Annotated in this window: 12 protein-coding genes, 1 tRNA gene, 3 rRNA genes and 1 pseudogene; 15 read left to right on the top strand and 2 right to left on the bottom strand. The window is 48.4% G+C overall.

The genetic code is table 11. The annotated features are described in order from the left end of the window. The first annotated feature begins 142 nt into the window (after positions 1-142). From EIM92_RS06990 to EIM92_RS07025, 8 genes are all read left to right on the top strand, one after another. Entirely contained in the window at positions 143-1093 is a 951-nt protein-coding gene (locus EIM92_RS06990) for a glycosyltransferase family 2 protein (protein ID WP_125085045.1), read from the top strand. Beyond that, on the top strand, positions 1090-2496 hold the full coding sequence (locus tag EIM92_RS06995; RefSeq protein WP_125082072.1) for an undecaprenyl-phosphate glucose phosphotransferase: 1407 nt from the start codon (positions 1090-1092) through the stop codon (positions 2494-2496). The genes EIM92_RS06990 and EIM92_RS06995 overlap by 4 nt, the downstream gene beginning before the upstream one ends. An 80-nt stretch (positions 2497-2576) precedes the next feature. After that, complete coding sequence (locus EIM92_RS07000; RefSeq protein ID WP_125082073.1) at positions 2577-3434, top strand: phosphatidylinositol-specific phospholipase C/glycerophosphodiester phosphodiesterase family protein; 858 nt, start codon at positions 2577-2579, stop codon at positions 3432-3434. Between the two features lie 164 nt (positions 3435-3598). Beyond that, positions 3599-4288, top strand: a complete 690-nt coding sequence (gene pcrB, locus EIM92_RS07005) for a heptaprenylglyceryl phosphate synthase (RefSeq protein WP_484217428.1) — start codon at positions 3599-3601, stop codon at positions 4286-4288. 134 nt (positions 4289-4422) lie between these two features. After that, positions 4423-6741, top strand: a complete 2319-nt coding sequence (gene pcrA, locus EIM92_RS07010; RefSeq protein WP_125082074.1) for a DNA helicase PcrA — start codon at positions 4423-4425, stop codon at positions 6739-6741. Positions 6742-7071: 330 nt separating this feature from the next. Continuing rightward, complete coding sequence (gene ligA, locus EIM92_RS07015; protein WP_125082075.1) at positions 7072-9081, top strand: NAD-dependent DNA ligase LigA; 2010 nt, start codon at positions 7072-7074, stop codon at positions 9079-9081. A 223-nt stretch (positions 9082-9304) separates the two neighbouring features. Next, positions 9305-10795, top strand: a complete 1491-nt coding sequence (locus EIM92_RS07020; protein ID WP_125082076.1) for an ABC transporter substrate-binding protein — start codon at positions 9305-9307, stop codon at positions 10793-10795. 68 nt (positions 10796-10863) lie between these two features. Beyond that, a complete protein-coding gene (locus tag EIM92_RS07025) occupies positions 10864-12048 on the top strand; it encodes an MFS transporter (protein WP_125082077.1) in 1185 nt (394 codons plus the stop codon). A 293-nt stretch (positions 12049-12341) separates the two neighbouring features. Here the strand turns inward: EIM92_RS07025 and EIM92_RS07030 are convergent, their stop codons facing one another. Next, entirely contained in the window at positions 12342-13580 is a 1239-nt protein-coding gene (locus EIM92_RS07030) for an IS110 family RNA-guided transposase (protein ID WP_125082078.1), read from the bottom strand. A gap of 931 nt (positions 13581-14511) precedes the next feature. On the opposite strand from EIM92_RS07030, the gene EIM92_RS23650 reads away from it, so the two are divergent. From EIM92_RS23650 to rrf, 7 genes are all read left to right on the top strand, one after another. After that, entirely contained in the window at positions 14512-14670 is a 159-nt protein-coding gene (locus EIM92_RS23650) for a hypothetical protein (protein ID WP_164515049.1), read from the top strand. A 422-nt stretch (positions 14671-15092) separates the two neighbouring features. Next, positions 15093-15377, top strand: coding sequence for a hypothetical protein (locus tag EIM92_RS07040; protein ID WP_125082080.1), 285 nt, complete (start codon positions 15093-15095; stop codon positions 15375-15377). A gap of 17 nt (positions 15378-15394) precedes the next feature. Then, positions 15395-15613, top strand: a complete 219-nt coding sequence (locus EIM92_RS07045) for a hypothetical protein (protein ID WP_125082081.1) — start codon at positions 15395-15397, stop codon at positions 15611-15613. A 482-nt stretch (positions 15614-16095) separates the two neighbouring features. After that, positions 16096-17650 (top strand): 16S ribosomal RNA (locus EIM92_RS07050). A gap of 127 nt (positions 17651-17777) precedes the next feature. Then, positions 17778-17853, top strand: a tRNA-Ala gene (locus tag EIM92_RS07055). Positions 17854-18333: 480 nt separating this feature from the next. Beyond that, positions 18334-21408, top strand: a 23S ribosomal RNA gene (locus tag EIM92_RS07060). A gap of 227 nt (positions 21409-21635) precedes the next feature. Next, positions 21636-21752, top strand: a 5S ribosomal RNA gene (gene rrf, locus EIM92_RS07065). The 16S, 23S and 5S rRNA genes sit together here with 1 tRNA gene alongside, the layout of an rRNA operon. A 492-nt stretch (positions 21753-22244) precedes the next feature. Here the strand turns inward: rrf and EIM92_RS07070 are convergent. Next, positions 22245-23428, bottom strand: a pseudogene (locus EIM92_RS07070) (IS3 family transposase). Between the last annotated feature and the right edge of the window lie 1019 nt (positions 23429-24447).

Raw genomic sequence — 24447 nt, forward strand, 5'->3', positions numbered from 1 at the left:
GACTTCGTTTCAGTCCCCGACCTATCTCATGAATTTAATTTATCCGAGCCAATCAGCGAACTCTATTAATTTATCAGTAGCCGCCCTCTACCTATGTTATAATGTCGATAGATTACTATTTTTGTCAGGGGCGCGTTTTAAAATGGACTTAAGCATCATCATCGTAAATTACAATACCTGCCGTTTAACGCTCGATTGCCTGCAATCGGTATTCGATTCCGAGACGGCTTATCAATATGAGGTCTTTGTGGTCGATAACGCCTCTGTGGACGGTTCCGTCGAGGCGATTTCGCGTGATTTTCCTCAGGTTCAGCTTATAGTCAACCAGGAGAATACGGGCTTTGCCAAAGCGAACAATCAGGGGATGGAGGCTGCCAGGGGACGTTATGTGCTGTTGCTCAACTCGGACACGATCGTGCAGCCGGATACGCTGCAGACGATGGTGGCACTTATGGACGAGAGGCCAGATCTCGGAGCTTCAGGCTGCAAAATCATCCTACCCGACGGTTCGCTGGACAAGGCGTGCCGACGGGGATTTCCTACGCCTTCGGCGTCGTTTTACTATGCCTTTGGCTTCTCTCGGCTGTTCCCAAATACACCGCGATTCAACCAGTATCAGTTGGGTTATCTCGATCCAAACGAAGCTTACCCGGTCGACTGCTTAATGGGAGCATTTATGCTGGTGCGCCGCGAGGTGATTGAGCAAATCGGTGGTCTGGACGAGACCTTTTTTATGTATGGCGAGGATGTCGACTGGTGCTACCGCATCAAGGAAGCGGGCTGGGGCATCCAGTATGAGCCTGCAACATACATTGTTCATTATAAGGGAGCGAGCAGTCGCCGCAAGCCCTTCAAGATCATCTATGAATTCCATCGCGCAATGTGGGTATTTCACCGCAAGCATTATAAGCGCCAATATTCGTGGCTGACGAACGGCGCGATCTACTGTGGAATCGCGGTAAAGTTCACACTGTCCTTGATGCGCAACAAATTGAAACCAGGCAAGCCGGCGACTCGCTCGGTACCCGCCTCGGAATCAGCGTCGGTTCAACCGCCGCAAGAAACCAACAGTAACATGGAGGTAAGACGATGATCCGGAAAAACCAACGATTTCTGACTCAGTTGTATATATTGACGGATTTCGTGTTCATTCAGCTAGCTTTCATACTCGCCTGGTGGCTGAAATTCGAAAGTGGTCTGATTCCTTACGAGCAGCCTCTCCCTATCGAGATTTATGCGTTTTGGAGCGTGGTTTATGGCGTTATATCCATTCTGGTGGGTATTCTCGCTTCTTTCTATTCGCCTAAGCGCAGGAAGCGATTCGCGGATGAAGTGCTCAAGATCATTCAGGTGCATTTTACGAGCCTTGTTATCCTGCTCAGCTTGATGTTCTTTGTGAAGCAGGTCCATATTTCAAGGTATTATCTGGCTATTTATATATGCTTAAATTTGCTGTTTATCATGCTGTATCGTTACTTTTTAAAAAGATCGCTAAAACAGCTCCGCAGAAAAGGCTATAACAAGCAGTTCGTGCTCATCATCGGAGCGGGATCACTGGGCCGTAAATTCCATGATAACCTGCGATTATATCCAGAACTCGGATATGAAATTATTGGGTTTCTCGATGACAATCAGGAGTGGGATGACGCTGAAGAGGGTCGTTATAGTCCTATTCTGGGCACGGTCAATCAGTTGGAAGCGATATTGGAGAGCAAGCTCGTCGATGAAGTTGTGCTGGCCCTTCCGCTGGATGCACACTCTCGCTACGCAAAAATCATCGCCTGCTGTGAGAAAGCGGGCGTACGGACGCTGATCATTCCCGACTTTTTCGATTACCTGCCTGCCCGGCCGTATTTCGATAATTTTGCGGGTATGCCATTGATTAACGTGCGCGACATTCCACTCGATCTGGCGGGGAATCGCCTCGTAAAGCGGGCTTTTGATATCGTGTTTTCTATAGCTGCAATTATTATCACGCTACCGGTGATGCTGTTTGTTGTGGTAGGAATTAAACTAACCTCACCTGGTCCGGTGATTTTTAAACAGGAACGAATGGGCTTGAACCGCCGAATTTTTCAAATGTATAAATTTCGCTCGATGAAGGTGCTGCCGGAAGGAACTGTCGATACGGGCTGGACAACAGAGAACGATCCGCGGCGGACGAGGTTCGGGGCGTTTATTCGCAAGACGAGCATCGACGAGCTGCCGCAATTTTTCAACGTGCTTGCCGGACATATGAGCGTCGTGGGTCCACGTCCGGAGCGTCCTTATTTTGTGGAGCAATTCCGGGAGGAAGTGCCGAAATACATGGTGAAGCACCATGTGCGTCCGGGTATTACCGGATGGGCACAAACCCATGGCCTGCGGGGGGACACGTCGATTGAGGAGCGGATCCAGCATGATATTTTCTATATCGAGAACTGGTCGATGCTATTAGATATTAAAATCATTCTGCGAACGATTATCCACGGCTTCGTGAACAAAAATGCTTATTAAAATATCCTGCTAGGATGGCTTGTGAAGCTCTTGTGATCTGCTGTCCAAAGGCAAAGGATGTCAAAAGGAAGCGTTAGGCGATGAGACAAAAACAGCTGTTCAGTCTGCTAGTAGTCTGCGCGATAGGGATTATGCTAATTGCAATACCGTCCCGGCCATCAGAACAGCCGTTTACAGGCTTTAGGGAGCACCGGATTATCGCTCATGCCATGGGCGGGATTGAGGATATGACCTACACGAACACGAAAGAAGCTTTTATGGTGAATTATGAGAAGGGCACCCGTGTGTTTGAAGTGGACTTGCTGCTCAGCGAGGACGATGAACTGATTGCCCGTCATGAATGGGGGGAGTTCTTCACAAATATGCTCCGCCAGCACAACGAACTCGGCGAAGATCGGTACGGAGCGGTATGGACGGCGGCGGAATTCAAACAGGCCAAAGTGGATGGGCAATACGAGCCTTTACTCTGGGAGGATATCGTGGAACTGCTCGTGAAATATCCGGACATTTATATCGTGACGGATACGAAGCAGATTGATCCGGAGGAGATTGACCGCATTTTTGCCAAGATCGTTGATTCTGCAAAGGGTAGAGATCCGAAGCTGCTGGAACGCATCGTGCCGCAAATTTACAACCAGCCCATGCTGAAGCAGATCAAGCAATATTACCCTTTTGATTCTATTATATATACGCTCTATCAATCGCAGGACAGCGATCGAGAAGTGCTTTACTTTGCCCGGAACAATGGGATCGCTGCGGTGACCATGTCTGAGAGCCGAGTTAATGAGAAGTTGGTTAAATCCTTGAAACGGGCGGGAATTCCGACGTATGTCCATACGATCAATGATAAGAAGCTTGTATCTAAGTATATGAAGAAGGGTGTTTATGGCTTTTATAGTGACTTTTTAGCTGGAAATGAGGTCGATGCTTCACGGTGATCTGTTCCCCTAAAATGCGAACATTGACATGGTATCCATCGTCACTTAGACTTAGACATAAAGTGCTGTTATCACCATTAACAAGATACCATCCATGATGAGATTTAAAGGTGGCGGGGCGTGTGACGTGCCCCGTTTTTCGTGCCGATGTGGGAGGAATGGAATTGAAGCAAGCGATAGGCTCTTGGCGACATGTGTTTAAAATTGATCCTGACCGCTCCTTGGCGGAGGCTGCCCTGGAAGCCATTTGTCTGTCTGGTACGGACGCGGTCATAGTGGGGGGATCGAGTGGTGTCACTTATGAAAACACGGTAGATCTGCTGTCGCGCGTGCGTCAGTTCGAGGTTCCTTGCGTATTGGAGGTTTCCGATCTAGAGGCGGTTGTTCCCGGATTTGATCTATATTTGATTCCGATGGTACTGAACACGAAGAATCCTGATTGGTTAATCGGCCATCATGCGCGGGCCGCCCATAAATATAGTTTTTTGATCCCTTGGGAGCAATTGATTCCTGAGGGATATATCATTTTGAACCCCGATTGTACCGCCGCGGCCATCGCTGAAGCGGATGCCTCTCTTACGGAACCTATGGCGGCTGCATACGCACAAATCGCTGACAAGCTTCTGCATCTCCCAATTGTCTATTTGGAATACAGCGGCATGCTTGGTGATCTGGAGTTGGTATCCACGGTACATCGCTCTTTGAGCGATTCGCGGCTATTCTACGGAGGGGGCATCAAGGATGCCGATACGGCTCGTCTTGCCGGGGCCGCCTGTGACACGATTGTAGTGGGGAATGCCTTATATAGTGATTTGGAGCAGGCCCTGACCACGGTCGCGGCGGTGAAGAGTTAGAGCGCGTATACAGAGTCTGATTGTTTGCTGAGATTTTAAATTCGGGGTAGAGCATAACCAGGGCTGGAAATGAAATGCCGTGCAATTGACGTTCTGAACGGATGCGTCTTGAACTGATGGAAAGGAGTTTCTTTATGCAACCTGTAAATATACAAGAAGCGATAACTAGGCTGAATCCGGAGCAGCGCCGGGCTGTTGAGGAGACGGAGGGACCGCTGCTCATTATGGCGGGAGCCGGCAGTGGCAAGACGCGGGTGCTTACGCACCGCATTGCTTATCTAATAGCTACTCGCAAAGCACCGCCATGGGCGATCCTTGCGATTACTTTTACCAATAAAGCGGCCCGTGAAATGCAGGAGCGGGTGTCCGGGCTCGTGGGACAGGAAGGAAGAGACATTTGGGTCTCTACCTTCCACTCGATGTGCGTCCGTATTTTGCGCCGGGATATTGAACGAATCGGCTTTTCTTCGAGCTTTTCGATACTTGATTCGACAGATCAACTGTCCGTGATTCGCAATTGCATGAAGGATCTTAACATCGATACGAAGAAATTTGAGCCGAAGGCAGTTCAGGCCATGATTAGTACCGCGAAGAACGAGTTGATCACCCCGCAGAAATATGAGCAAAAAGTGGGAGACTACTTCGAAGGACTTGTCGCCAAAGTGTACACGATGTACCAGAAGCGGCTTCGTCAGAACAATTCCCTGGATTTTGATGATTTGATCATGAAGACGATCGAACTGTTCAAGGAAGTTCCTGAAGTGCTTGATTTCTATCAGAAGAAATTCTCCTATATTCACGTCGATGAATATCAGGATACGAACCGTGCTCAGTATATGCTGTGCAAGCTGCTGGCTAATAAACATCGTCGCATTTGTGTCGTCGGGGACAGTGATCAGTCGATTTACCGCTGGCGAGGAGCGGATATCGCCAACATTCTTAATTTCGAAGAGGACTATCCGGAGGCAACCACGATTCTCCTCGAGCAGAACTATCGCTCCACCTCGACAATCCTTAACGCGGCGAACGCCGTCATTAGTCGGAATACGGGCCGTAAGCCCAAAAATCTATGGACCGATAAGGGCGAAGGCGATAAGATCAAGGTCTACCGGGGGAACTCTGAGCATGATGAGGGTTATTTTGTAACATCAGAGATCCATAATAGTATTAAAAGAGGCCGAAGCTACCGCGATCACGCGATTTTGTACCGGACGAATGCGCAATCCCGGGTCATTGAGGAAACGCTGATCAAATCGGATATACCTTATCAGATTGTAGGCGGAATCAAGTTCTACGATCGCAAAGAGATTAAGGATTTGCTTGCTTATTTGCGGCTGCTCTCCAATCCTGACGACGATATCAGTTTGACGCGAATCATTAATGTGCCAAAAAGAGGCATCGGTGATACGACAGTGGCCAAGTTGACAGCAGCAGCGGGCGAGCGGGGAATATCTATCTATCGTCTGCTTTATACAGTCGATGACCTGGGTCTTGCCGGGCGGACGCGGAATGCGCTTGTCGAATTCTATGATATGATCTCCGCGCTGCATCAAATGGTGGAGTATTTGTCCGTCACGGAACTAACGGAAAAAATACTGGAAATGTCGCAATATCGACTGGAGCTGCAAAATGAGAACACGCTGGAGTCGCGTTCCCGGCTTGAGAATATCGATGAATTCCTCTCCGTAACGATGGAGTTCGAGAAGAATAATGAAGATAAGACGCTTGTTTCCTTTCTAACCGATCTTGCGTTGATCGCGGATATAGATACGATGAATGATGACGAAGGGGATCAGGCGGGAGACGCGGTTACCTTGATGACCATGCACAGCGCCAAGGGGCTGGAGTTCCCTGTCGTCTTCATTATCGGCATGGAGGAAGGGATATTCCCGCACAGCCGCGCGTTTCTTGATAACGAAGAACTCGAGGAGGAGCGCCGTCTCGCTTATGTGGGCATCACGAGAGCGGAGGAGCGACTCTTCCTCACCTGCGCGCAAATGAGGACACTCTTTGGCCGTACGTCAGCGAATGCGCCCTCCCGATTTCTGGAGGAAATTCCAGAGGAATTGAAAGAGGGCACCGAGATTGCCCGCGACCGTTATCAACGCGGTGCAGGAATTGGTGGAGCGTACAGTGGCCGCGGCTTTGGGTCCAGTTCGGGCGGCAATTTCGGACATCGATCACCTGATCGGGGAGCAAGATCCGCAGCGCCTTCTTCTAGTGGTGTTACTGTGACTACAGGCGTATCTGGTGCATCGGCTGTGAAGCCAACGAACTCCGATGATTTCAATGCTGGTGATAAAGTGTCGCACGGCAAATGGGGCATAGGCACTATAGTATCAGTTAAAGGGACGGGGAATGATATGGAGCTGCAGATTGCTTTTCCAGCCCCGGTAGGGGTGAAGCGTCTGCTCGCTGGCTTCGCACCGATCACGAAGGTAGAGGAAGCGTAGTAACACAAGTAGGCAAAGCTTGGTAATATGCTATGTGTAGCAATCAGATGATACGAAGTGTATCGGTACAACATGCGAAGTAAAACAACGCCAGTGAGAAGTAAAACAACGCCAGTGAAATGAAGCGAAACAGCACGATTATACGAAGTTTAACAGCTCAAGTATACAAAGCTCAGCAATGTAATTAAAGGAATGAGGCTGTCCTGTAACTATAGCAGGAGCTTCATATGGCAAGGATATAAGCAGGAAAAGAAAGGCGAAGGGGCCGGCTAGTATAAAACTGGCCTCTTTGCCTTCGATACATAAAACGTTTAGGAGGGGTGTCCGTATATGGATGCGATGCAAACGATGGAACGGCTCGTTGAACAACTGAATCAATATAACTATCATTACTACACCTTGGATCAGCCTTTGGTAAGCGATAAGGAATATGACGCGCTGTACGATCAGCTGACTGCGCTGGAGGCGGAGACGGGTATCGTTCTGCCCGATTCCCCGACCGGACGGGTAGGTGGAGAGCTGCTGAAGGGCTTCGAGCCGCATCGGCATTTAGCGCCGCTGTGGAGTCTGGATAAAGCGCAAACGGAGGAGCATCTGGTGAACTGGAACAATCGGGTGCTTCGTCTGATCGGAGATTATAACAGCAAAAATCCGGACACCCCACTCCCGGCACCTACCTATGTCGTTGAGCTTAAATTCGATGGACTGACGTTGAATCTTACTTATACCGACGGTAAGCTTGTCCAGGCTTCAACCCGGGGGAACGGCGTAGTAGGTGAAGGGATTCTCGCCCAAGTCAAGACGATCAAGTCGGTGCCATTGACGATCCCTTACAACGAAGGGACGATTGAGGTTCAGGGAGAAGGCATCATGAATCTGTCCGTTCTGGCCAGATACAACGAGACTGCCGCTGAACCTCTTAAGAATGCCCGGAATGCCGCTGCGGGGGCGCTGCGTAATTTGAATCCGCGTACGACGGCTGAACGCAAGCTGAACGCATATTTTTACAATGTGGGCTACTCCGATAACATCCAATTTTCCGATCATCGGGAGATGATGAGCTTCCTGCAGGATAACCGTTTTAAAGTGAACTCGTATATCGAGTACTTTGATGATTTCACGCAGGTTATGAAGGCGCTGGAGGAAATTCAACAGCGTCGCGATTCGCTTGACTATCTAATCGATGGGGCTGTCATTAAAGTCACGGATATGAGAACCCGCGAGGTGTTGGGCTATACCGATAAATTCCCGCGATGGGCGGTCGCTTATAAATTCGAGGCCGAGGAGACGACAACGATTCTGGAGTCGGTATCGTGGAATGTGGGACGCACGGGCAAGATTACGCCACTCGCCAAGGTCGAGCCTGTCGAGCTTGCCGGCGTAACGGTTCAGAACTGCACATTAAATAATGCGGGGGACATCGAACGTAAGAACTTGAAGTTCGCTCTTGGTACACGCGTATTCATCCGTCGCTCGAATGATGTCATCCCGGAAATTCTCGGAAAAGTAACCGATGAGCAGGACGGCGCAGAAATCGTAGTTCCGGAAACCTGCCCGTCCTGCAGTTTCCCGCTGGAGCAGCGAGGCGCTCATTTATTCTGCAACAATCGGTTCGATTGCAAGCCGCAAATTGTGACGCGCATTACTCATTTCGCATCCCGTGATGCGATGGATATCGAGACGTTAAGTGATAAAACTGCGGAACAGCTGTATGAGGAGCTGGATGTCCACGAGCCGGCCGATCTATATACAATCGAGTTTGAGCAATTGATTAAGCTGGAGCGTTTTGGTGAGAAGAAAGCCAATAATCTGCTCGAGGCGATCCAGAAGAGCAAGGGGCGGGATTTGGCTTCGTTCTTGTATGCGTTAGGTATTCCGAATACCGGTAAATCGACTACGAAGGTGCTGGCTGATCATTATCGCGATCTAAGTGCGATTATGTCAGCGACAGAGGAAGAACTGATGCAACTGCCGGATATCGGCGGCATCGTTGCCGAGAGCATTGTGACGTTTTTCGCGGACCCGTTCATGCAGGCTGGCATTAACAAAATGCTGGAGCTTGGTGTAGAGGCTAAGGCGCCGGAGGAACGCGCCCCGGTGAAGGACTCCTTCTTTACGGGCAAGACGGTGGTGCTCACGGGAACGCTGCACCAGTTGACCCGCGATGAAGCCAAGGAGCGGCTTGAAGCGCTTGGCGCTAAAGTGACGGGAAGTGTATCCAAAAAGACTGATCTTGTCATCGCTGGAGAGAAGGCCGGCAGTAAGCTGACCAAGGCCAAGGAGCTTGGCATTTCGGTCATCGAGGACGAAAACGAGCTCGTTCGCTTGCTGAACGAGTAATGCTGGCAGAGGAATCGCCGATAGACTGCCGCATGGACATGGATGCCCTCCTGGCAAGCAGAAGCTTGCCGGGGGGCTTTTTTTGCATAACAATGGTGCTCACACTCCCTTACACCGCAGGAATTAGATTTTTTTAACAGAAAAACTTCCAAAATGTAACCATATTGCCACCTATTACGTTTATAATGGTGAACTAATGAAAATACAAATGTTGGAGGTAAAGATGTCGATTAAAGGAATGAGAAGGGCGCTATTCTTTATGATGTGCATTGTGCTGGTAGCAGGATGTACGAGTAATCCTGGCGCTAAGGAAGCTGAGTCGCAAAGTTTGAGAGTGATGTTCTGGGATGAAAATTATTTCTTCCAACAATACGGGGACTTATTCGCCATGCAGCATCCTAACATTGAAATTGAAGTCGTAAGTACTAGCAATATTTACAGAGATATGGGCCCAGAAGCAGATTATGAGAAAGCCCTTGAAGACTTCATTGAAAAGGAACAGCCGGACGTGCTTATGGTGAATGTTGATCAGTTGGAGACTTATGTTTCCGAAGGGAAAGTCCGAGAGCTGGATACATTGATTGAGCGGGACAAGTATGATGTTGAAACGATCTATCCGGCATTGATTGAGCTATTGAAGGAGCGGGGGGACAATAAGTTATATGGCTTGACTCCGAATTTTTATGGCTCGGCTATTTTGTATAACGCCGACTTGTTTGCCAAACACGGTGTTCAACTGCCGCACGATGGCATGAGCTGGTATGATATAATTGAATTAGCCAAGCAATTCCCTACCGAGGGAGACGAGAAAACTCGGGTTTACGGCTTCGACAATAACTGGGGGATCAATCTGACACAGCTCGTTTCGTTGATTTCTTCGTCGGAAGGGATCGAAGATATCGATACGAACACGATGAAAATTACATTGAACACGGACTCATGGAAAAAAATATATCAAACCGCCATGGACGCAATGAAATCTAAAACGTTCTATGACCCGGGGGAGAATGGGTTTAGAGGTGGTTCGATGGAAGAATATTATCAAAGTCAGCCGTTTGTTATGGGAAGAGCGGCAATGACTATCGGTGATACGTACGTTCTTCGCAACTTGAAAGAGGCTGAGGATGCCTTGAAGGATTACAAGCCTTTTGAAATAGGGATCGTAGCAGGTCCTGCCTCTTCCACTGAACCGGATAAATCCAGAAATATCAGTGTGAGTGAAGTGTTTGCCATTGCCGCGAATTCTCCGAACACTGATGCGGCGTGGGAGTTCATTAAATTTGTGAACGGTGATCAGTTTGCCAAAATTAAGTCGAGAAGCTTGAATAACGGATTGCTGTCCCGAATGGGATATTCTAATGAATTTAACGGGCATAGCCTCGATGCTTACTACAAGCTCAAGCCTCTGCCAAGAGACTATTCGGGTTTGAGAAAAATTCCTAACGGTTTCTACGAGAAGTATCAGCCACTTATGGATGCGGAGATACAATTGGTTGAAGCCAATGCCAAGACGCTGGATGAAGCGCTCGCCAAAATTGAGGCTGAAGCTCAAGTCGCTTTGGATCAAGCAATCAAGGATCAAGAAGAGAAGAAGAAGGAAGAGGAAGCGAAGGGCGGCTCAAGTGACGGCACAACGGGTGCTTCATCAGAAGACTCCACAGAGGATTCGACAGGGGCAGAGAGCAGTGACGACGGGGTAATTGTGATTGAATAATTAACCGTAGATTCAGTAAAGAATGATCCGGGGAACTTGGCTGATAAATAGAACGGATGGATAATAAGATGAAACGTTTATTATATGGCATTGTTATGCTTTGTTTTATGGACTTGTTTATACAGCTGCCCGTTATGGGGCCGTTCGCCAAGAGCCTTGGGGCCGGATCATTCATGATCGGTCTAGCCGTTGGACTATATTCACTCACTAATATGTTTGGAAATATTGCAGCGGGATACTGGATTGATCGTTATGGTGCAAGAAATGTGTTGCTGTTGGGCTTTTTTCTGACGGCGGGTGTCATGCTGCTATATCCTCTTGTAAATCAGCCTTTGCATTTGATCGTTGTGCGCTTCATCCACGGATTAACCGGGGGGCTCTTAGTGCCAAGCGCTTTTACTTTAATTTCGCATCAAGCTTCGGGACAGAAGCCGGGAAGGGCGATGGCCCTTTCCGGCGCAGCTGTCGGCGCAGCGGCGATCGTTGGCCCAGCCGTGGCTGGAATTGTGAAGGCCAAGCTCGGGCTTCAGCCATTATTTATCGGCACTTCGATTTTACTGGCATTGGGCGGACTGATAGTAGTGGTTGCTGTTTCCGCATCAAGAGTAAAGCAGATTACTCGTAAGATCGCACCAGCGTCATCGGATTCGTTGGCAGGGTTTGAAGTTATTCTTCGCAAGAAGCCTGTAGTGCAATCTTATATCGGGGCGTTTTCATTGATGTTTGCCATGGGCGCATTAACGTATGCCCTCCCTTTAAAAGTGGATGAGCTGGATTTTGCAGCGCAAATTTCCGGCTTGTTGCTAAGCACCTTTGGGGTGGTAGCTATTATAGTGTTCGTGATGCCAACCAATCGCTGGTTCGATCGCGTATCGCCGCTCACATTGATGTGTGGCGGCGGAGCGATCATTATGCTGTCATTACTGTTGCTGTCATTTTTAAATGACCAGATGCTTATGTTTTCCGTAATGGGCTTATATGGATTTGGCTTCTCCCTGCTATTCCCTTCTATGAATGCATTGTTGATTAACAATGTTAGCGTAGAGTCTAAGGGAAGAGCGTTTGGGTTGTTCTATGCTTTTTTCTCACTCGGTGTTGTAGTAGGTTCTTCAGGGATTGGGGCCCTAACGGCGAATTATGATATCGCGTTGAGAATGGCGGCCGGATTTATTTTGCTGGCGGGTTGCATTGTTGCGTTGCTTCAGCACGCTGAGCTCAGAGGAGCACAGGGGAAAGCGGGCGGAGCTTCGTAAGGTAGATTTAGTGATTTTTATTGCGATCAAAATATCATATTTACAACAATCGGTTAATCCTTATGTGCTTGATGAGGGTTAACCTTTTTTTTGGTTAAAAACACATTTTATCGTTAAAAGCACAGCGGTGATATGTCAAGGGGTTGATTTGTTAGAATTGGAAAATAATCAGCACCAATCTAGACTCTGCCTTGAAAAAGACATCACCAAACTAGACCCGCCATATTGTCAAAATTTTCAGACATGAATGGAGTGCGGGCTAACTGTAAAAAGAGTAGGGTTTTGGAAACCGGTTAGTGGTTCCTCCTCTCGGGTGGTGTGTACATTTTGTTGGTCTTCAGTAGCATGAATACCAACCGTACCAATTTTCGTGCAGAAAGGACGAGTGCTCTTTTGTGCTTATGCTTAGGGACTTCATCGTACTTCTTTTTGTAAAATGCTCCGTACTCTAAGTCGTGCTTACGGACGGAGTCCGCGGCCTGAACGAGATAATAACGGAGATACTTGTTGCCGGTGCGCATGCGAGAAGTTTCTTCCGCTTCGAATTCACCGGATTGGTTTTGGCTCCATACGAGCCCGGCATACTTGGCTAGGTCAGCGTGATTATCAAATCGTTCAATACCGCCGATCTCCGCAATGATGCCAGCCGCGAACACAGGGCCAATCCCTTTCACGGAGGTGAGGGTTTGTGGAACACCCTTCATGATCTTGGCGATCTCTTTGTCTAACTTCTTCACTTCAGACTCCAAGTGCTGGATTACGCTGAGTGTTGTAGCTAAAGAAATATTCACCGGATCGGCCATGGCTTTATCAAGCCGATAGGAAGAGCGGGCAAGTTTCTTTAAGTAAGCCGCGATCTCCTCCGGATTCTCAAAGCGGTTCTTGCCTTTATCTTGTAAGAAATCAATGAGTTCTTCCATGGACATCGCCATGATTTGGTCCGGCTCGAGTTCTTGGATGACCGCCAGACTGGTGTTTCCGAACGTATTGGAGAACGGGTTGTCCTGACGCATCCCGCTGAACTTCAAAAAGACCTGATTTAGGAAATAGGTCTTGTCGCGTTTAATGTTCTTCATCAAGTGAAATCGCGTGCGGGTGAGGCGCTGCAAGGCTTCATATTGGATGATATCTTTCATCTCATGGGGCAGTCGTCCAAATCGCAGATGGTCTGCAATCACCCAGGCATCGATGCGATCGTTCTTCGGAAGGGTGTCGTACCCCTTTTTGAAACGCGCCACCTTCCTTGCATTTAAGACGAAAACTTGGGACTTCACGTTCGGTTCGTAACTTTGTAACTCATTCTTTAGATAATGGGCAAGATGCCAACCTAGATTTGATGTGGCCTCCATCCCAATGTGAAGATGCTCTAGCTTTTCTTTGCTCGCGGTGTCTAACATCTTGTGAATCAGGGTATCCGCCCCGGTTTGATCGTTAGGTACGGCAAAAGAAGCGAGCGATCTTCCGTCTCCATCCATGAACTGTACATGGTGGGAACGTAAGCTTACGTCTATACCAATCAGCATTGGTGACATGGAATCACCTCCTATTGCAAAATAATCAAGCTGATCTCAGACCTGGGTGCCCGTGGAAACCACCGACTTCAGCCTCGTCATCAGCACTCATCCGTAACGCCCGACAATTTCGGGTGCTACTCCCCAGGCGATACGGCGGCGCAACCAGCGGTTAGAACATGAGTGATGGGTCACGGGTAACAGGCTTATTAAGCAGTACCTTTCGGCCCGCAAGGAGGGAAAGAAATTTCCTGAAAAAAGCTTGTCGACCCCATTGTTCCACAGGCAGGCCCGAGAGTAAATACCTATAACGTTCTTGAAACTATGCGACCTCTCGCATGAAGAACAGTAGGCTATGCAGTTGTCAAAGAGCGCATGACAAAAAAGCAAAACAGCTTATGGATAAGCTCGGCTTCCCCTTCCGAAGGGGTGAACCGGGTAAAACAAAGGGGTGAAACTAAGGATGAGGAAGCCGAGACTTCTTTATGCACATGACCGCTCAACTTACGATCCGGATCCATAAGATGAGCCTTTGTGGATGTTGCGCGAAGCTACGCTTCCCCGACTTCCGTTCCTCGCCTTCGGGCTGCGGTACGGGTTCGGCTACATCCTCAACCATGTAGCAAAACTGGTAAATTCACTAAGTCTATTTCTAGCTGTCCGGATCAACTGGAAATTGGCTTAAAATGAGCTTCTAAAAATATTATACGAGGGAGGTTGCCATGAATCTAAGAGGGACTATGGAAGAAGGGAGCATGTACGAATAGGGCGCTAATTTATTTGTCTTTGATAGGCATGTTAGCATTGACCGGTTGTACTAAATGATTCCGAGGGCAAGGTTTCGCAGCAAAAGCAGCTATTAAGGTCATGTATTGGAATGAGGCTTCTTACTCCAATAATTCCGGCAACTTGTTTGCGATGAAGTATGCTTATAGACGAAGTATGCTTATAGATGAAGTATCCTTATATAGATGTCGAGGTGGTCAGTACCCAGCAAATATTTAAAGACGATACGATGGATCGTAATGAGGTGACTGAGGCATTTATTGAAAAGGAACAGCCTGACGTTCTTATGCTGAATGCATTGCAGAGCAATTTGAGCAACTGGTAACTAGTGGAAAGCTGGTGGAGTTAGAGGCGCTTATTCAGCGCGATCTGTATGATATAGACACAATTTTTCCGAATCTGATTGAGCTATTGAAGGAAAAAGGCCTGGGGGAGGCTCTATGGGCGGGCTCCTTCTTACCAAGGCAGTATTATCTATTATAAAGTGGACTTATTTGCGAAGTATGGTGTCCAGCTACCGCATGACGGCATGATCTGGCGGGAAATTATTGATACAGCATGCCATCCTCCGACGGATGGGGATAAAAAGACTCGTGTATATGGGTTTGGTGATCCATATTCTTTATCCTGGGAGAACTGGGTGTTTACAATTATCTCTACGTAAGGTTTGAAACTAATGAGCATACCGGGAAGCTGACCATCAATACGCCGGGGGGGGAACAATGCTTACCAACTCGCTCTGGATGGATGGGATTCAGTGATTCAGATTCAATTTATACGGATCAGTACGGTTTCTCTTCGATTGGGGAGGGAACGATAGAGGATTATTATAAGAGTCAGCCTTTCTTTATAGGCAGAGTTGCCATGATAATTGTCGATCAAAGTGTGTTTGCTAGGCTGGAGGAAGCCAGGAAGATGGTAAAGGATATAAAGGAATTTGAGGTAGGAATGGTCGCTGGACCGATTGATCCTGCAGAACCTGGCTATATTCGGAATACTCGGGATATTTCGCTAGGGGCATTTATTCCATAAGAGCCGAATCGCCTAATATGGACGCAGCCTGGGAATTGATTAAATTTATCAACGGCGAGGATTATGTGCGGGTGCGTTCCAGATCAATGAACAATGGTCTTCTGTCCAGGATGGATTACGCCACAGAGTATCTTGACCACAGCCTGGAAAAGTTCTATAAACACAAGCCCAAGCTGGGTGACGGGGTAATCATAGGTAGGACGCCGCCTGGGTCCCCGACGAATTATTTAAGCTAATAGACCGGGAGTTAATGCTGGTTTTGGAGAAAAAGTAATTGCTACCGAGGCGCGGGAGACGATTGAAGCAGAGGGACAGGCGGCCTTGGATCAGGTTAGGCGGAAAGAGCAAGAGGAACAACAAAATGAATCGGCTAAGAAGAATTTAAACTAAAACAAAAATGAGTAAAGACCAGTTCTTTGGAGTTGTGGAATCTGGCTGGTCTTGTATCCATTAATTATCTAATAAAAATATATTGCATTATGCCTTTAGTCGTGGTAAATTATTAATTGTCGCTTGAAACGAACTAAAAAATGTTTCGAAAAGAGTTGACACCGCCCGATTTATATGATATTATATTTATCTGTTCGGAAAAAACCTGAATGATCTAAATTTCGCCGGACAGAAGCAAGCAAGTTCTTTGAAAACTGAACAAATGGAACTCGTTAATTTTAAGATTCAATCATGAATCGTCAGATTCAAAATGAGCAAGTCAAACACTTTATTGGAGAGTTTGATCCTGGCTCAGGACGAACGCTGGCGGCGTGCCTAATACATGCAAGTCGAGCGAGATCATTTTGGAAGCTTGCTTCCGAAATGATCTAGCGGCGGACGGGTGAGTAATACGTAGGCAACCTGCCCCTCAGCCTGGGATAACTAGCGGAAACGTTAGCTAATACCGGATAATTTATTTCTTCGCATGAAGGAATAATGAAAGACGGAGCAATCTGTCACTAAGGGATGGGCCTACGGCGCATTAGCTAGTTGGTGAGGTAACGGCTCACCAAGGCGACGATGCGTAGCCGACCTGAGAGGGTGAACGGCCACACTGGGACTGAGACACGGCCCAGACTCCTACGGGAGGCAGCAGTAGGGAATCTTCCGCAATGGACGCAAGTCTGACGGAGCAACGCCGCGTGAGTGATGAAGGTTTTCGGATCGTAAAGCTCTGTTGCCAGGGAAGAACGTCTTGGAGAGTAACTGCTCTAAGAGTGACGGTACCTGAGAAGAAAGCCCCGGCTAACTACGTGCCAGCAGCCGCGGTAATACGTAGGGGGCAAGCGTTGTCCGGAATTATTGGGCGTAAAGCGCGCGCAGGCGGTCATTTAAGTCTGGTGTTTAATCCCGGGGCTCAACTCCGGGTCGCACTGGAAACTGGGTGGCTTGAGTGCAGAAGAGGAGAGTGGAATTCCACGTGTAGCGGTGAAATGCGTAGATATGTGGAGGAACACCAGTGGCGAAGGCGACTCTCTGGGCTGTAACTGACGCTGAGGCGCGAAAGCGTGGGTAGCAAACAGGATTAGATACCCTGGTAGTCCACGCCGTAAACGATGAATGCTAGGTGTTAGGGGTTTCGATACCCTTGGTGCCGAAGTAAACACATTAAGCATTCCGCCTGGGGAGTACGGTCGCAAGACTGAAACTCAAAGGAATTGACGGGGACCCGCACAAGCAGTGGAGTATGTGGTTTAATTCGAAGCAACGCGAAGAACCTTACCAGGTCTTGACATGCCTCTGACCGCTCTAGAGATAGAGCTTCTCTTCGGAGCAGGGGACACAGGTGGTGCATGGTTGTCGTCAGCTCGTGTCGTGAGATGTTGGGTTAAGTCCCGCAACGAGCGCAACCCTTGATCTTAGTTGCCAGCATTTCGGATGGGCACTCTAAGGTGACTGCCGGTGACAAACCGGAGGAAGGTGGGGATGACGTCAAATCATCATGCCCCTTATGACCTGGGCTACACACGTACTACAATGGCCAGTACAACGGGAAGCGAAACCGCGAGGTGGAGCGAATCCTATCAAAGCTGGTCTCAGTTCGGATTGCAGGCTGCAACTCGCCTGCATGAAGTCGGAATTGCTAGTAATCGCGGATCAGCATGCCGCGGTGAATACGTTCCCGGGTCTTGTACACACCGCCCGTCACACCACGAGAGTTTACAACACCCGAAGTCGGTGAGGTAACCGCAAGGGGCCAGCCGCCGAAGGTGGGGTAGATGATTGGGGTGAAGTCGTAACAAGGTAGCCGTATCGGAAGGTGCGGCTGGATCACCTCCTTTCTATGGAGTACCTCGCTTCCGTAGCGAAGCGGTACAAATACACGGTCAGCGTAAGCTGCCGGAGTCACTTTGCGTATGCAAAGTGAGAATGACGAGTATCCATTTGTTCAGTTTTGATGGAATTTGCGGGGCCATAGCTCAGCTGGGAGAGCGCCTGCCTTGCAAGCAGGAGGTCAGCGGTTCGATCCCGCTTGGCTCCACCAACAAAGACCATCTAATTTCATATCAAATCAATTCCATAAGTTACCGCTTGATTGGTCAGTTTGGATTTGATAAGATAGTCTTCCGCCAGTCAAAAGCTGGTTGAACAATTTGCTGAAATTTTAAACGTCACTATGCGTGATTGTTACAAAATTTCATCCATTGATGATCATTACAACCTCACGAAGTGATGGCTGCACATGATCGAGCATTTGATCCTTGAAAACTGGATATACGAAACGAAATTTGCGTTTTAGAAAATTCCTTTTCTGATGAATTTAAATGAGCTGTAAGCCAAATTTTAATTCATCATAGCTGAACTTGTGTCAAGTGATTGACCAAGGAAGTGAATAAAGGTAGTGATACTAGCGAACGTTTTGGGATAGGCGATCCTTTGGAAGTTACTTTCCACCTTGGTTGGTTTAATCTAATCAGGAAAGTAACGGACAACAGAGCGAATAGCCCAAAATGAGAGCGATTATGGTTAAGCTACTAAGAGCACACGGAGGATGCCTAGGCGCTAGGAGCCGAAGAAGGACGTGGCGAACAACGAAACTGCCTCGGGGAGCTGTAAGCAAGCTTTGATCCGGGGGTGTCCGAATGGGGAAACCCGGCTGTGGTAATACGCAGTCACTCACATCTGAATACATAGGGTGTGAAGAGGCATACCAGGGGAACTGAAACATCTAAGTACCCTGAGGAAGAGAAAACAAGAGTGATTCCGTCAGTAGCGGCGAGCGAACGCGGAACAGCCTAAACCAGAGAGCTTGCTCTCTGGGGTTGTGGGACGTCTCACACGGAGTTACAAAGGAACTGATTAGACGAACAGGTCTGGAAAGGCCGGCCATAGAAGGTAAAAGCCCTGTAATTGAAAGTCTGTTCCCTCCGAGACGGATCCCGAGTAGTGCGGGGCACGTGAAACCCCGTATGAATCTGCCAGGACCATCTGGTAAGGCTAAATACTCCCTAGCGACCGATAGTGAAGCAGTACCGTGAGGGAAAGGTGAAAAGCACCCCGGAAGGGGAGTGAAACAGAACCTGAAACCGTGTGCTTACAAGAAGTCAGAGCCCTATGCGGAAACTTGTTTCCGCACGGGTGATGGCGTGCCTTTTGTAGAATGAACCGGCGAGTTACGTTCCCGTGCAAGGTTAAGGTGAAGAGCCGAAGCCGTAGCGAAAGCGAGTCTGAATAGGGCGATTTAGTACGTGGACGTAGACCCGAAACCGGGTGATCTACCCCTGTCCAGGGTGAAGGTGCGGTAACACGCACTGGAGGCCCGAACCCACGTATGTTGAAAAATGCGGGGATGAGGTGGGGGTAGCGGAGAAATACCAATCGAACTCGGAGATAGCTGGTTCTCCCCGAAATAGCTTTAGGGCTAGCCTCGGTGAATAGAGTCGTGGAGGTAGAGCACTGATTGGGTGCGGGGCCCGCCAAGGGTTACCAAGCTCAGTCAAACTCCGAATGCCATGGACTTATAACCGGGAGTCAGACAGTGAGTGCTAAGATCCATTGTCAAGAGGGAAACAGCCCAGACCATCAGCTAAGGTCCCCAAGTGTGTGTTAAGTGGGAAAGGATGTGGAGTTGCACAGACAACCAGGATGTTGGCTTAGAAGCAGCCATCATTTAAAGAGTGCGTAATAGCTCACTGGTCGAGTGACTCTGCGCCGAAAATGTAACGGGGCTAAACACACCACCGAAGCTATGGCTTGAATCGACTTCACTGCTTCTTTGAAGCGGTGGATACTACGAGACATTTTTGCCGAAAGCAACCTTTGAAATGGTTCATGGGTTTCGGCCAAATGCTCCAGGGGTTAAACCGATCACTTCGAAGCTGGAGTGAAGTCGATTCAGGGGTAGGGGAGCGTTGTATGTGGATTGAAGTTGGACCGGGAGGACTGGTGGACTGCATACAAGTGAGAATGCCGGTATGAGTAACGAAAAGATCAGTGAGAATCTGATCCGCCGAAAGCCCAAGGTTTCCTGAGGAAGGTTCGTCCGCTCAGGGTAAGTCGGGACCTAAGGCGAGGCCGAAAGGCGTAGTCGAAGGACAACAGGTTGAAATTCCTGTACCACCATAATCCGTTATGAGCGATGGGGTGACGCAGTAGGGTAGTGACGCGAGCTGATGGATGCTCGTCCAAGCAGTGAGGCTGATGTGTAGGCAAATCCGCACATCGTTAAGGCTGGGCTGTGATGGGGAGGGAAAATTTACAGTACCGAAGGTCATGATCTCACACTGCCGAGAAAAGCCTCTAGCCAGGAGAAGGTGCCCGTACCGCAAACCGACACAGGTAGGCGAGAAGAGAATTCTAAGGCGCGCGGAAGAACTCTCGTTAAGGAACTCGGCAAAATGACCCCGTAACTTTGGGAGAAGGGGTGCCCCGGTAGTGTGAATAGCACGAGGGGGCCGCAGTGAAAAGGCCCAAGCGACTGTTTAGCAAAAACACAGGTCTGTGCGAAGCCGTAAGGCGAAGTATACGGGCTGACGCCTGCCCGGTGCTGGAAGGTTAAGGGGAGCGGTTAGGGAGCAATCCCGAAGCTGTGAACCGAAGCCCCAGTAAACGGCGGCCGTAACTATAACGGTCCTAAGGTAGCGAAATTCCTTGTCAGGTAAATTCTGACCCGCACGAATGGCGTAACGACTTGGGCGCTGTCTCAACGAGAGATCCGGTGAAATTTTAATACCTGTGAAGATGCAGGTTACCCGCGACAAGACGGAAAGACCCCATGGAGCTTTACTACAGCTTGATATTGAACTTTGATGCGATTTGTACAGGATAGGTGGGAGCCTAGGAATCCGGAGCGCCAGCTTCGGTGGAGGCATCGTTGGGATACCACCCTGATCGTATCGAAGTTCTAACCTAGGACCGTGATCCGGTTCGGGGACAGTGTCAGGCGGGTAGTTTGACTGGGGCGGTCGCCTCCTAAAGAGTAACGGAGGCGCCCCAAGGTTCCCTCAGAATGGTTGGAAATCATTCGTAGAGTGCAAAGGCAAAAGGGAGCTTGACTGCGAGACTGACAAGTCGAGCAGGGACGAAAGTCGGGCTTAGTGATCCGGTGGTACCGCATGGAAGGGCCATCGCTCAACGGATAAAAGCTACCCTGGGGATAACAGGCTTATCTCCCCCAAGAGTCCACATCGACGGGGAGGTTTGGCACCTCGATGTCGGCTCATCGCATCCTGGGGCTGAAGTAGGTCCCAAGGGTTGGGCTGTTCGCCCATTAAAGCGGTACGCGAGCTGGGTTCAGAACGTCGTGAGACAGTTCGGTCCCTATCTGTCGTGGGCGTAGGAAATTTGAGAGGAGCTGTCCTTAGTACGAGAGGACCGGGATGGACGCACCGCTGGTGCACCAGTTGTTCCGCCAGGAGCATAGCTGGGTAGCTACGTGCGGATGGGATAAACGCTGAAAGCATCTAAGCGTGAAGCCCTCCTCAAGATGAGATTTCCCAATTAGTAAGACCCCTTGAAGACGACGAGGTTGATAGGCCTGAGGTGGAAGTACAGCAATGTATGGAGCTGACAGGTACTAATCGGTCGAGGGCTTATCCAAGATACTACCCGCAAAGTGACGTGAAGCTGACGAAGCTTAGCCGATTACTTTGGCGGGGCCCGGAAGAGATGAAGGGCAGACGCAAATGAAGTTTCGTATCCAGTTTTCAGGTGATCAAACCTGGAATGAAGATTTTAAGCTGCAAGTCTTTTCTGAGGTCTGATCTTTTGCTGTAGCAAAGTCGGGCAGTAGGAGCACCACAAGAGCAGCGCAAAAATCTGAACTCGTTTGGTGGCAATGGCGGAGGGGTTCCACACGTACCCATCTCGAACACGACCGTTAAGCCCTCCAGCGCCGATGGTACTTGGACCGCAGGGTCCTGGGAGAGTAGGACGTCGCCAAGCAACTATAAGAAGCACTGTTGATATTTATGTCAGCAGTGCTTCTTTGTTTTTTTGGTGTGCTATTTTTTGCGAATTGCGTTATTTTTCGTTTGATCACGCCATGTTAAATATTACCATATAGTAACCTTATCATATTAGATACTTTCATATTAGATAGTGTCATGTTGGATATGGCCATGTTACAGCCGTGCTACATACCCGTATAGCCCTGTTACGTACAGTCCTGTTATGTTTGCCTGTTATGTACGGCTCTGTTACATATTGCGATGCTTCCGCTGCAATACTGAATACTGCAATACTACGAAACTATGAATAAAAGCGACAGCAGCTCGGTTGATCGAAAAAATTTTGCCATACAAATGGCCACTAAGGTTGAAGGTTAGAGACGAAATGTATTTTGTACAGTTAGTCTTCCTCTTTCTTCAAGAAACACTGGTACTAAATGTAAATCTGGACTTCTGTCAAGAAAGTGGACACCTATTAAGTGAAAGTTTACGCCGTCTCCTTCTTGAATTGCGCAGCAAATTGAACCGGCGACACATAGCCGATTGAACTGTGGATTCGTTTGCGGTTGTAGAAAAATTCAATGTACCTGTAAATGGTCTCGTAAGCCTGTTGTTTGGTCTTGAACTTCGTTCTGTAGATGAGTTCTTTTTTCAAGATGCTGTGAAATGACTCGATACAAGCGTTATCGTAGCAATTCCCTTTACGACTCATGCTAACCTTCATGGAATACGATTCCAGCTTGTCACGGTACTCCTTCGATGCGTACTGTGAACCGCGATCGGAATGGTGAAGCAATCCCTTACCTGGTTTTTTCGCATCATATGCGGCCTCTAGAGCATCTAAGACAAGTTCTGTTGTCATCCGGCCGTAAAGACGCCAACCCACGATCTCGCGTGTGCACAGATCCATCAGACTAGCCAAGTACAGCCGTCCTTCTCGGCAGGGGATGTAGGTAATATCTGCAACCCACACTTTGTTCGGTTCAGATACGGCAAAGTTCTGGTTCAACTCATTGGGAGCAATGGGTGAGTCATGATTGGAATCGGTCGTCTGCACCTTAAATTTACGGGAGACACAAGAACGCAACCCCAGTTCTTTCATGTAGATGCTAACTGTGCGCTCCGCGACCTGGATACGCTCTTTCCACAGCATTCGGGTAATCTTAGGACTGCCGTAGCGTTCCCCGGAGTCATGAAAATGATACTTGACTCTCTCCAGAACCTTCGCCTTTCGAAGTTTCTGCTCGCTAGGCAATGCCTTTTGCCACTTGTAGAAGCCACTCCGAGACACTTGTAAAACCTTGCACATCTTCTCCACCGAAAACTCGGAGCGATGTTCTTCAATGAATTGGAACCTCAGTTCCTTTCTTTGCTGAAGATGTGCAGCGCCTTTTTTAATATAGCGAGTTCTTCCTGGAGATCTTGATTTTCCCGCTCCTTCTCTTGATTCTCCAGTTCCTTTTTACGCAGTTGTTGTTCGAGTTGACGCACTCTCTCCGGTGTGACTAAAGATTCCAGCTGGATTTCATCGCGGTAAAGTGCTTTCCAGTTGTGCAACACACCGGCAGATATACCGAGTTCTTCGGCCAACTGCGGCATGGACTTACTTTGCTCTAAAATATACTTCACTGTCTGCTTCTTAAACTCTTCACTGTAACTATTACGTTCCATCCGGACATCTCTCCCTTAAGGATTATTATCTAGGTTCACTTAAGGACTGTCCACTTTTTATTCTAGTTGCAGTTCTCCAGTTAGATACCCACCATACGACAAAAACCCGTCAACTAACTGTAGGAAATACAGCTAGCTCATACTTGCGAAGATATTGACGCCACGCCACCTCACCCCTCCATCTAATCAGCTAAGAATTCATTAGCTGCATTAGAGCAGGAGTAAACTTTACTAGTCAGTGTTATGCTCAAAAGTCTGTGTTATGCAAATACTTAGCATATGCTTAATATATTAGCATTATTCCCAATACTGAGCGTTATGGCAAGCACTATGCTTAATACTTAGCATTGTGCCCAAGGTCAGCAATACGCCTAATACTGAGCATTACGCCAAAAACTCAATGGCTGTCCCAGCACACGCTGATCGGCGCCTTATGATGCTGACCAACCCAACCTCAAGGCTAACTACACTCAAGCTCAACCAACCTAAAGCTCAACCACCTAAAGCTCAACCAAACTCAACCCACTTTAAGGCCAGCCAACCACACTCAAGGCCAACTAAAATCAACAACTAGCTTATCATTCACCAAGCATCACCATTCTCCATTCTTGTCATTTACCAATCCCTAATTCACCTAAGGCATCCTAAGTAATCATGCCTCGCACCACGCGCAACACCCAGCGCAGCTAAAGGGAACGAAACGTTTTCGTCTATCGCCAAAAAATTCCAAGTAGATGTATCCGAACTGCAAAAAATCAACTCTCTGGTAGATCCGAAAAATATTTGGAGAGGTTTATTGATCAGCCTGTCTCACGGCCATGAACATTGTGGTTCAATCGATCGTATGGAATCCGCAAGGTGGGTGGGTTTGCGCGAGGATTGCACGCGAGGATTGCATTTGCCAGTACAACTGCAGTGATGATAATTAGCTTGTTCAACTGAACTGAAATGAAATGAACTGAACTCCTCCCGGTTGCTTTTTATAGGATATCCTGATCTGCGGTTTGCTTATTTAGAAT

Source organism: Paenibacillus lentus (genome assembly GCF_003931855.1).
Classification (GTDB): domain Bacteria; phylum Bacillota; class Bacilli; order Paenibacillales; family Paenibacillaceae; genus Fontibacillus; species Fontibacillus lentus.